At 58.1% G+C, this 11,768-nt stretch carries 7 protein-coding genes; all 7 read right to left on the bottom strand.

The features are described 5' to 3' along the window. Positions 1-301: 301 nt before the first annotated feature. Positions 302-730: a YbaN family protein gene (locus tag HMPREF1631_RS02630; protein WP_084707352.1), complete on the bottom strand. Its 429-nt coding sequence runs from the start codon at positions 728-730 to the stop codon at positions 302-304. A 297-nt stretch (positions 731-1,027) separates the two neighbouring features. After that, positions 1,028-3,919 (bottom strand): hypothetical protein, encoded by a 2,892-nt coding sequence (locus HMPREF1631_RS02625; protein WP_198017356.1) that lies wholly within the window; start codon positions 3,917-3,919, stop codon positions 1,028-1,030. A 166-nt stretch (positions 3,920-4,085) separates the two neighbouring features. Continuing rightward, entirely contained in the window at positions 4,086-5,279 is a 1,194-nt protein-coding gene (locus tag HMPREF1631_RS02620) for an alpha/beta hydrolase fold domain-containing protein (protein ID WP_034232152.1), read from the bottom strand. Beyond that, complete coding sequence (locus tag HMPREF1631_RS02615; protein ID WP_052046987.1) at positions 5,266-6,267, bottom strand: class C sortase; 1,002 nt, start codon at positions 6,265-6,267, stop codon at positions 5,266-5,268. Before HMPREF1631_RS02615 ends, HMPREF1631_RS02620 begins: the two co-directional genes overlap by 14 nt. 155 nt (positions 6,268-6,422) lie before the next feature. Continuing rightward, the gene (locus HMPREF1631_RS06765) at positions 6,423-6,767 is read right to left on the bottom strand and encodes an LPXTG cell wall anchor domain-containing protein (RefSeq protein WP_198017355.1); all 345 of its coding nucleotides are present in this window, start codon (positions 6,765-6,767) and stop codon (positions 6,423-6,425) included. Beyond that, positions 6,730-8,013, bottom strand: coding sequence for a SpaH/EbpB family LPXTG-anchored major pilin (locus HMPREF1631_RS07090; RefSeq protein WP_052046985.1), 1,284 nt, complete (start codon positions 8,011-8,013; stop codon positions 6,730-6,732). The genes HMPREF1631_RS06765 and HMPREF1631_RS07090 overlap by 38 nt, the downstream gene beginning before the upstream one ends. A 114-nt stretch (positions 8,014-8,127) precedes the next feature. Next, a complete protein-coding gene (locus HMPREF1631_RS02605; RefSeq protein WP_156956197.1) occupies positions 8,128-11,661 on the bottom strand; it encodes a Rib/alpha-like domain-containing protein in 3,534 nt (1,177 codons plus the stop codon). Positions 11,662-11,768: the final 107 nt, after the last annotated feature.

Genomic DNA, 11,768 nt, shown 5'->3' with positions numbered 1-11,768 from the left:
ACATTTATGCACGCGCCGGGGCTGCGGCCCCGATCAGGCACATAACTATTCCGCATCTGCGTATAAATATACTACGCGCAGATTTTTTACAACCTAGGTTGCCCTATCAGTGTATATCTTCGCTTTCCGGGCAAAAAAGGCGTATCACATTACGGCCTTTCGGCTCTCTCTTTTGACCGGCCCTTTCAGCCTGCCTTTCAGCCTGCTTCCCGAAAGATCAGCCGATTCTCCGACCGCTGTTTTGCCCCGCCGCCAATTTTCGCCGCGCGCCGGCACGTGCGTATTCAATATATCGCGCCACTCACCGAAATTCCGATTCCTCCCGCAGAGAAGGCGGTGTGCGGCGCCGGCCCTTTCCGGCACGCTTTCTTCCCCGACCCGGACGGCTCAGCATAAGCAGATGGGCAGTGACGCAAACTGCGATAACGGCGAGAATTATCACCACGTGCAGGCGTTTGCGCATAAACCACGCGCACACCGACATCCCCGCCCACATCACAGTCAGAGTGAAAGCCTTATTGCCGGAAGTCATTTCCCCGGCCTGATAATTTCGCAGGTATCTGCCGAAAATCCGATGATTCATGAGGTAGTCGTACCAGCGCTGCGAGCTGCGGGCAAAGCAGAACGCCGCCAAAAGCAGAAAAGGCGTGGTTGGGAGAAGCGGGAGAAAAACCCCAAGAGCGGCGAGGCCGAGGGCGGCAAAACCAAATGTCAGATACACGTATTTCATGCACACCTCTTTAGGGTCACATAAGTTTCTCTCTATCCGGAATAAATCTTATAAACATTGTCGGCAGCCGACAAGTGTGCACGCCCGCAGCGACTGCCCCCCCCCCGGTCTGCCCCAGATCTGCCGAAAATCCGGACATTTCGGGCAACCCGGAGGAAAGATGTGTACATATACGCCAACATAAGACCATTTGGTTGCCCGAAATGGACAGACCGCCGGAAAACAGGGGAAATGGGACCACCGGACAGCCGAGGCCACTGGACAGCCGGGGCCGCGGGAAACCCGCGGCCCACTGCCTTATGCTTCCCGCCTCCGCAGGGAAAATACCAGCACACCGAGAACTCCGAAAGCGAGCACCCCAAGAAGCGGCATGGTCACAGAGCCGCCGGTCATCGCCGCGCGCAGCGCCGCCGCCCCCAGTTCAAGCGGGGAGAAGAGTCCCACGGCACGCACCCCGGAGTGCACACCGGCGGTAATACCCAGCACACCCGTAACAACCGGCAGCGCAAGGGCAACCGCCCACCCCGGCTTGCCGAGCCGGCCGATCAGAGCCTTGCCCAGGCAGGCAAAAGACACACCGACCAGCGCGCCGAGCACAATTAAACCGAACCACCCGGCAGGTGAAAGATGTGCCGCACCCGCGCCGATTCCTCCAAGCACCGCGCCAAACACACCTACGGCACCGATCCCGTAAACACTGCCGGCAGACATTGCGCCCAGCAATCCCAGGCACCACAGAAGAACCGCAAACACGACTCCTGCCAAAGCCGCCTCACCGGGTTTCACAACCGCCTGCTTGCGCACGGGAACGGCCCCTGCCTTGCCGATAACAGACCTGTCGGAAGCGGTAAAATGCGGAATTTTGTCTTTGCCTTTATCCACTTCGCCTGCCAGCTTATCCGCACCGGCAGAAAGTCTGCCCGACCCGGCGCTCAGTTTCTCCAATCCGGCGGAAAGCTCGCCGGCGCCGCTCCCGGCGGCCCTGATTCCGTCCCGCAGCCGGCGCGCACCCCGGCTCAGCGCCGGAGCGCCGCCGTCACCGGCAAGTTTATCCGCACCCGCAGCCAAAGCCGCAGCACCCTGCCGCAATGCGGAAACACCGTTCTTGCCCGCAAGCCGGGCTGCTCCTTCTGCCAGCTGCCGCGCACCGCGGCTCAGCGCCGGAGCTCCGCCGTCACCAGCAAGTTTATCCGCACCCACCGCCAAAGCCGCAGCACCCTGCCGCACGCCCGGGCACGGCCTTCCGCCGGCGCAGTCGGCACCCGTTACCGCAGTAAAGCGCACCCGGTGCGCGTCGTCCACGAACGGCATTGCCGCACGCGCCGAATCATATTTCCACGCACTTTTATCCGCCGGATTCCAGCCTTTCAGGAAAGGCACCGAATCTCCGGCGATCGGCATTCCCGCGCCGAGCTGTTTGGTGTATCCGTCAAATCCGGCTTTCAGCCCGGAAGTGCCCACGGCCATTCGTGCAACGGCATCCACCAGCGAAAGCGCCTGTGCGCGGTCTCCGGGCGCGGCACTGTGCGGACCGTCCAAAATTTGGCTTCCCAGACTGTGCCGCAGCAGATCCAAACCGTTGGTGAGGGTCATCTGCCGGGCGAGGGGATCGGGCGTGCGCGCATCGTGCGCCGCCATCGCCTGCAGGTCGCCGATCTGCGCGGGATTCATTCCGTCGCGCTTTGCGTTGTTTAGCGCGCCGGCCGCCGAGCCCAGTCCTTTTTGGAATCCGGTGGCAAACATTGACGCCGCAAATTCGCCCAAACCGGCTTCACACCGCGCCCGCGCGGCATTTAAGGCGGCCGCTCCGGAGGCGGACGGCGTTCCGGAGGCGGACGGGGACGCGCCCGCGCTGCCGGGAACAGCCGGAGAGGCAGCGTTGCCGGCCGGGTTGCCCGCTGCACTGCCGGGGGCCGGGGAAGCCTGGCCACCGGGGGCCTGTGCGGGATACAGCTTTGCACACATTCCTTTTACTGCCGCCGCAGCCGCCGGGTCATTGAAAAATCCGTTTACGCCATGCGCGGCTTTCTGCCCGTTTAACGCAACCTGCAGCAGACGCAGAGGCTGCTGCGCGGGATTTTGCGGCCCTGCAACCGGGGCGCCTTTTTGCAGTGCGGGAATGAGCCGCCCGGTAGACGGATCGGTCACGGGAGCCGCCGACGCCGCACCGAACAGCGCCGAAGTCTTTACCATCGACTCACGCAGTTTTCCGCCGGCTGTGTATACCCTGTCCACGCCGTCCACAAATCCTGCCACCGCACCGAGCAGCCCGCGCGCAGGGTCGCTGCCCGTTTCTCCGTAGAACATTCCCCGATACAGCCGGTCCGCGCCCGAAGCCAGTGAGCCGATTCCCGATTCAAGCGCCTTGGACCCGGCGGAAAGCTTTGCGCTGCCGCCCGCAAGACTCTGCGCACCGGCAGAAAGCTTATCCGCGCCCTCAAGCAGACGCCCGGAACCGGCGGCCAGTTTATCCACGCCGGCAAAAAGACGCTGCGTGCCGCCTGCAAGACTCTGCGCACCGGCAGAAAGCTTATCCGTGCCCTCGAGCAGACGCCCGGAACCGTCGAGCAGACGGGAAAGTCCCCCGCTCAGTTTGGTTCCGCCCGCGGAGGCTTTTTCCAGGCCGCCGTTCAGCTCCCCGGCACCGTCGGCAATTTTCCCCGCACCTTGGGCAACCAACGCCATCGAATCTCCGATTTTGCCGAAACCGAGCATCACACCGTCGAGGTAGGCAGACGTGAGAGCGGAATTTACGGAATCCACGGCGGCGGAATTAACCATCTGCGCCACAAGGCCGTCGGCAAGAGTGGCGTTCTTTCCGACTTTTATCCGCAGCATTGCCTGGCGGGTACGCGAGGCGTCGTTTGTGGTGAACGAGGCGGCTTTGGCGGTGAAATCGGCGGGAATCGTGACCGATGCCGTGTATGTGCCGTTCTTCAGTCCGCGTTCGGCTTCTTTTGCGCCAACAGTTTCCCATGAGATATTGCGGTCTGCCATCATGCCTTTTACCACTTCGTCACCGAGTTTCAGTGTTTTCCCGGAGACGGCGGCTGCGGTGTCGGCATTTACGAGCGCACCTTTGGGCGCGGCAGCCGAGACGGCGAGGGCGGCAAATACGCCCAGTCCCAAAAGCAGAAAGAGAATCATCGCCGCGAGTGTGTGCAACGGGCGTTTTATGCTCTGTTTCAAATCGGTATCCTTTCGGAATTCAAAGGCACAGAGACACATGGCAGCAGATGTTTTCTGCGGCGGGCCGATTCTCTCTGCCGAAGACCTGCGTATTTCGACAACCTACTTTTACAACAGATCTATTTTTTTCGTCAAAGAGTAACTCTAGCCCGAAAAAAGACGGAGATCAAGAATCCGTCAGGAATTTTTTACATTCCGCAATGGTCTGCATCACTTCCGGCAGCCACTTCCCGTATTGCAGATATTCGTGCCCCACGCCTTTTTGGCAATAGTATCGGGCGGATACACCGCAGGAGCGCAGGAGACGAAAGAGCCGCAGGGAATTTTGGCACAGCGGATCCGCCTGCGCGCAGACAATCAGTGCCGGCGCAAACGAAGCGGGGAAGCTCTGCCGGCACAGACGCATATAAGGCGCGCCGACGGCATTTATCCGGCTGCAGACCTCTGCTCTGCGCCGTGCGTGGAGAGGCCCGGCGGACGGCAGGGCGAGGGACGGCAGATCGGGGGACGGCAGATCGGGGGACGGGGAAGAAGAGTCGGCGCCGGAGGCAGCCGCGGGCGCCACGGCGGAGGCAGGCGCAGACCCCGCAGGGCGGTCAGGCTCGAGAACTCCGGGAAGAAGCACTTCCCGCCCGCACAGATACCAATACAGATACTGCAGATCCGCATCCGAAAGGGAATCCGGGGATTCGGCGGAAAACCCGTATCCCCCGTAAAACAGAAGCAGGGCCCGCACATTCACCGGCAAAGACATATTATGCGCATACAAAGCGGCCGCGAGCGCCAGGTTTGCGCCGGCAGAGTCCCCGGCAGGCACAACCGCAGAAACGGATGCAGACGGGGGCCGCGCACCGACGGGCGGGAAAACGCGGCCGGCAGGCGAAGAGACGCGGCCGGCAGGCGCGGAAGAACCGGCATCGGGCGCGGCACACAGCTGCGTGAGCACGTCTGCGATCTGCTCCAGCGCCACGGGATAGCGCGCATCGGGAGATAGAGCATAGTCCACGCTCAGCACGTTCATTTTCAGGGATTCGCACAGAGAGGCAAGAAAACGGCGGTGCGTGCGCGTGCTTCCCACCGCATAGCTGCCGCCGTGAAAATACACTATCGGCACAGACGGATCGGGGCACGAAGAGGGAATAAACCATCTGCACGGCACATCTGCGTGGCGCGTGGCAAACGTTTCTTCTCTTTCGCAGACGCCGGGAAATACGCCGCTATTCCAAAATTCACGCTTTTCTTCATACCCGCGGCGCAGCAAAGCCGCAGTGGCTTTGGAAAATTTTCCCTGCCGGTTCCCCTGCCTCCTGATTTCGCGCTGTTTTTCCAATACGCGCAGCCAGGCTTCACTCAGTTCCACTGCCGCCTCCGGATGCTTCGCCGCAGAAGGGAAGAACGCCCTCCCCGCCGGAAGGAGAATGCGCATCTTCGGCGGAGAAAGACTGCGCCCGCGCGGACCCGTTCGCACCGGCGGAAGAAGACTGCGGTGCCTGATATCTGTGCCGGGGCACGTGCGGATCATCCTTTTCCCTTCGTCTGCCAAAGGCCAGAAGCAGCAGAATCAGAAGCGACATTGCAATTCCGAAAGAGAAAAGCGTCATCCACCAGGTCCACTGGAAACCGGATCCCGGAGGACCGGAAGGATCGGGCAGAACACGCTCCCCGGTGACGAGCAGGCGATGGGAATTGATTCCGTATGGCGTGCAGGTGACGAGCGTGACGAGGTCGCGCCCCGGGCGGCGCTGAAGCAGACGGATATCGTGGGGCTCGATCACGTTGATCTCCACCACGCGATACTGCATCGTTTCGTCCTGCACATAGATGTAAAACATGTCTCCCCGCTTCATCTCCGTAAGCTGGTCGAACATGGTGGAAAAGGCAAGTCCTGTGTGGGCGGTGATTACCGCATGGCGGTTTTTCCCGCCGACGGGCAGATCGGATTCAAACAGATGGCCGGCTGCGCGCTGCAAAGTGTCGTAGTCGGTGCCGTGCCAGAAAGGAAGATCCACGTTGATCTTCGGAATTTTCACCACGCCCATCGGCCCTTCGGGCGTGGAAAGCACACGCAGATATTCGCGGTAGAGCGGGCTGTCGTGCGGCGTTGTGCCGCTGTAGGGATCTTTGGGCAGGAAGCCATCGCGTTTGCGGTTGTATTCGCGCGCTTCGCTCAGATGGCGTTCGCGCACTTCGCGCGTCTGTGCCGTAACTTTTTTTTCGTAAACTTTCGCATCTACTTTTGCCTGCCAGTTATTCCACAGCGTGGACGTGACGGGCCAGAGGAGAGAAAGAATTCCGAGCATAATCACCAGCAGCGGATTTATTCTGATGCGTTTCAGCCGTGCGATCACTGTGCCCCTTTCTCTCCAATAATGTTAAACGGTTTCTGCCGAAAACGGCGCAGCGCGGACGCGCCCTGTCTGCCGCTAAGCAGGCAGGTATGCGCATCCGCGCTTTGGTTTCGGTGTTTAATGCACTTATCCGATGGTCGGCGTGCAAATATCCGTTACTTTTCCTCTTCCCTGCCGTTGCGCCGACGCAGAGCCATTACCGTGCCCGCGCCCACGAATACGACACCGAGAACGGCAAAGATGAAGATCCCGGCAGCACCCGTCTTCGGCAGGTTAAACCACTTACCGTCAACGTCCGCCTTGGCGATGTTCTCCACGGTGAGGATATAGACGCCATTCTGCATGTGCTTGTTATCCGTCTTGTCGATTTTAACCTCAATCGGATGGTTGTACGGCGTGTAGTCATTGCTCGGAGCCTGTGTTTCCACTGCCCAGAATTTCTCGCCGGCTTTTGCGCTGTATTCAGGCGTCAAACCGTCTGCGCCGGTCGTTTTTTTCACCAAAAGCGGAAGCTCCGGTGCACTGCGCATGATCGGCGGCACACTTCTTTGCCGCATCTTCGGTTGCAAACAGCTTGAACTTGGCGTTCTGCAGCACCTGATCGCCGTTCGGATCGATCTTCTTAATCTTAAACTTTGCCACATCAAGATCCGTGGAAGTGTTCGGAATTACCGGCGGTTTCGGCGGTTCGTTCTTGCCTTTGCCCGGGATGAAACCGTACTTGTTCTGAATCTTGGTCGTATTTCCCTCTTTCAGCTGGAATTCAAGCGTTACTTCCACTTTATCGGGAGTTGTCTTGTTGATTCCCGGCAGCAGTTTAGTCAGACCGCTATCGGTGAATGTAACCAGAACACGCTTACGCCCGGCCTCAATAGTCTTTTTGTTCGCATCACTGTCATCTTTAGCCTGAATATCAACTTTATAGTCGGTATCAGGTGTGAAAGTAGTCTGACCCATCTTCACACTTTTCACGTTGCCGGCCTCGATTTTGGTATATGCGGCTTCCTGCGCATCGTCGAAAATCGCGTATCCCTGAATATCTTCAGCCTTTACATCTTTTTTATTGTCGCCGCTCATGTTCGACTTGTTTACATTCGCTTTGATTGTGTAGGTGATGGTATCTCCCGCACCTACAACCGCACCGCTATTCTGATCCTTGGAGATATTCGAAGTAATATCCTTGTTCTTCGGCGTTACCTCCACATTGTATTTATAAGTGGCAGCAGCCGCGTCTTTGCCCGTGATCTGCGGAATCGTGACGTAGAACGGAACGATGTCGCTGTCGTAGCCCTGGGGAACTTTCGTTTCCTCAACCTTGTACAGGCCGATGGCAAGATTCTTAAACTCGGCTATGCCCTGACCGTTGGTCGTCTGCGCCGTCGACGTACCGAGGGCGATATCAGGCTTTGCGGGAGCATTAGCGGTGAGCTTTTCCGTGTGCGCGTTGAGCACCGTCACCTTTTTCGCAACTTTGCTCCAGTCTGCGCGCTTGGTCAGATCGAAACTCGCGCCGTCGATCTGTGTCACCTGCGTAACGGTGAACTCCGCGCCGGCAACGGCTTTTGCGGTATCGCCGTCCTTTTTCTTCAGAATTTTAATCGAGCCCTTTTTGGTGTTCGCCTGAGCGCCCAAATCCCAGGGAGCTTTTTCGGCATCGGCAGCCGCGGCGTTCACTCCCGCCAGGCCGACGAACACCAAACCGAGAGCAGTGAGGCACGCAGCCCCGATCCGCTTTGGATTTCTCATTGTTCTCTCCTATTTATAACTTGTAACCGTATTTGTATTGTATGTTTTTCTTTTTGCTATTTGCCGTTCCGTCCCCCTGCGGAACGCACGGCACGAAAACGTGCAGATTGTTGATTAGTTTCGTCCTCCTCCGCATTCTTTCATGCGCCGCGCGCAAACCGCTATTGCCAGACAGGCCGTTGAGCCTGCCACAAAGATTCCCAGCCACACATTCCAGCCCATGCCGCCGGTGCGCGGAAGGTCGAATTTCTTCACCACGCGCACGGGGAAAGTGGAACGGTCCCAGTCGATACCCTGCGTCATGCCCGAAAATTCATTTCCCGCCGGCTGTCCGCCCGTTTTTCGGGCGATAAACTCGTTAAACTTCTTCTCCGCACCGGGCTTCAGCGCATACACCGAGCAGCTGTAGTCACCCGACTGCCGGGGAGTGCCGTCAATAATGCCCTGCGTGCGCTCCATGGTGTTCGCGCTGTTTCCCCCGGGCACGTAACCGTCATACAGATATTTGCCCGGATTGCACTTGCGCCTGTCCGCCCGGCACTTCTCCTGCTCTCCGCGGTCCGCATGATCCCATGCGTGCACATTCGCCAACGTCAGACCGTTCACTTTTTCGCCCCAGGCATTTTTGCCCTTGGGTGTGCAAAGCATCCGCAGCGAAATTTTTCCGCGCAGATTCACAGACCACGAGTCGATAAACGGCCTGTCGATCAGCGCAATTCCCTCTATTACGTTTATCCCCTGCCGGGTGTCCAACGACTTAAAAGAATCGTTTTCATATAGCTGCAGATGCAGATCGCCTTTGCCCGGATTATCACGCGTCACCGTTACGGGCGCATAAATCGCATTTCCGCCGTTGCCCGAATCCGGATCGAGAGAGCTCGAACCGTCCGGGTAGCGCACAATCACGGGCGTCTGAGCGCCAAGGGCATCCATCCATTTATCGGGACGGAACGTTATTCTGCCGTCGCCGGTCTTTCCCGGCGTTTTACCGTCGCTGCCGTCTTCAAAATACGCCCAGGGCAGCGGATCGGCACCGTATTTGCCGTATTTTCCGAATTCAAACTTTGTTCCCGGCGGCAAATCGCCGATTTTGCCGTCGCCCCAGCGGGTCTGCACGCTTTTCGGCTTCGGGGAAAGAGCAGACTCCCCGGCTTTCACCGTGGTGGAATCCCACTGCGGATTATAGAAGTAAGCCATCGTGTGCACTTTGATTCTGATCTTCTTCGACTGCCACAATATGCCTTTTTGAGCGGCGGGCAAAATAGAGACGTCGTAGTTCTTGTTTTTCACGTTCGGCCCGGCAACAAGATCGAAAGCAGCCAGGGCCGGCGGCTTCAGCGCATACACCGTGCACTCGTAATCGCCGGTTTCCGTGGGTGTGCCGCTGAACAGCGCACGCGAACGCTCCGTGGTGTTTCTCTCGTCGTGATAGAGATATTTGTCGCGCTCGCAGTTTCCGCCGGCTTTGCACGTTCGGATAGCGTCCTCCGGGGCGTGCTCCCACTGAAGCTCTTGGTCCAGGCGCATACCGTTGATCCCGCCCGTTTCCACTTTATTCGTTCTCGCCTCTTTGCACAGCGTGCGCAGGCTGATTTTTCCCAGGCCCAGCGTGGACCACGAATCGGGCACCACAAACGGATCTATCGGCTTCCCGGTGGCGGCGTTCAGCGTGAACGTATCGCCGTCCATGTGCAGTGGGCCTCCCACCTGCGCATTTCGCGGACCGCTTCCGCTGTGCAGCACCAGATTCAGATCGTTGTTCCCCGGCTGTTTTCCCGTCACGTTTACGGGCGCATACACCGGCTCGCCCCTGTTGCCCGAATACGGGTCTTCGGAGGAAGATCCGTCCGGATAGGTGACGACCACGGGCGTCCTGTTTTTGCCGCGCAGCCACGAATAGGGGGCAAATTCAACTTTTCCGTTGTGCAGATCTCCGATCCGCACCTGCGTCCAGGTCAGGGCCTGTTCACCCTTGGGACGCTTCGTTTTCGGATCCTGATACTGCCTGTTGACGAAAGAAGTGTTGGGCGGAAACGCTCTGCTGCGGTCAAGCTCGTTGTACGGCAGAGCGGAAAGCTTCGTATCTCCCGCCGGCACGGACGTCTCGTCATATTTGGGTTTGAAATAGTGCGACATCGGCCAGACATCGAATTCCGCCTCGGAGTTTTGGATAAACTGCCGCGCCGCACAGTTATAATCCTGCGGTTTTGGATAAAGCAGATTCAGGTGGAAACGAATCTTTCCCAACTGGTCTTTCTTCGGGTTAAACTGCACATCCCCGGTGCGCAGATCCACCCACGCATGGCCGGGCTCCAATTTCGCCGGTTTTCGGTCGGTGTGCAGCACAACATCTTTTAACGGCTGCTCCGGGCCCAGTGCGCCCGTGAGCAGATCGCGCTTTTGGATCGTTATCGGCGCACCGTAATACTTATTCCAGTCATAGTAGCCTCTGTCGGCAAGCAGCGTTTTCCATTCGCCGCTGTCGCTGCCGTTGTTTGGCACACGCATCCTGAATTTCAGCCCCGGGGGATGCAGGCCGGAGGGCACAAGTCTGCCTTTGGCGTCTTTATCGTATTGGAAAGATCCCTGCGAGGAATCTCCTTCCCATTTCCCCTTGGGGAAAAATCCCTTCGACGTGCTCGGCGTGAGCGGCATTGCATCGTCGATAGACATATTGTGGAAATCGTTGCCCTTTTTCGGGTTTGTGCGGTATGTGAATTCGTCGTAATCGGTGATGCCGTCGCCGTCGGTGTCGTAGGGGCCGAAGACGGCGTAGCCCGTTTTTCCGTTCGATTTAATGCCCGCGATCAGAGGAAGCTTTGTGGGATCGACGTTTTTGTCTGTGTACGCGCTGATTTCCCACATAAAACCGACGGTGTAGTCTCCCTTTTCCCAGGATTTAAGGATTCTGCCGAAATGCCCCTCGGCTTTCCACTTTCTCAGTTCGCACGCCGTGTAGAAACCGTCGCTGCCTTCCGTCGGCCTTTGGATGTAGTGGTTTATCAAAGGATTTTCCGAATCGGGTCTGTCCGGGTAGTGTTCTTTTTTGTCTTCTCCCGCGTTCAGGGCATTGCAGCCGTTGGAGTTACCGCCCATAGCTTCGCTCCACATGCTCTCATAGTCGCCATCGCCGGGTATGCTCGTCCACCGGGTATTACTTCCGTTAAACCCGCCCATATCCATACCCGGGCGGTCCTCCTCGATTTTATCCCAGTAGAACTCGTGTACTACTTTAAGTCTTCCTCCCGGCCAAATATTTTTGGCGCGTCTTTTTGTTGTTTCACGGTAAATCCGCGTCAGCCTGTCGTCTACGGCTCTGGGAAGCATCACGAAAAAATCAAAACGCCCACCCCATGCCTGGCCGTTTTCGGGCAGATTCCCGGGATTTTCACCGGCGTTTACCTGGTCCCGGTATTTTTTGATCACATCCTGATTGTTAAAGTAAATCTTCCACGTCACTTTGCGCTTTTTCTCGCCGCCAACCCATTCATCGCTCACTGTCGGTTCCAAAATGTCCACGCGGTGAATGGCGTCCCCCACAAACATGCTGTTTTCGGTCACGTAGCCGTTGCCGGAAAAATCCCAATACGACTGCGAGGCGCGGGCAAGACCGCCGGAAATAAAAAGCACGGATACCAAAGCGAGCACAAAACAGAGGGAAAAGATTCTCGGGGCTCTGCGCCAAACTGCCGAATTATGTGTGCCGGGGCGTGTAAAACGTCTGCCTGAAAGCAACCGGCATCCCCCCCCCCCCC

Origin of the sequence: Arcanobacterium sp. S3PF19 (assembly GCF_000758825.1) — a bacterium.
Classification (GTDB): Bacteria; Actinomycetota; Actinomycetes; order Actinomycetales; family Actinomycetaceae; genus Arcanobacterium_A.
The sequence above is the reverse complement of the archived record's forward strand: the minus strand, read 5'-3'. Positions and strand labels throughout refer to the sequence as shown.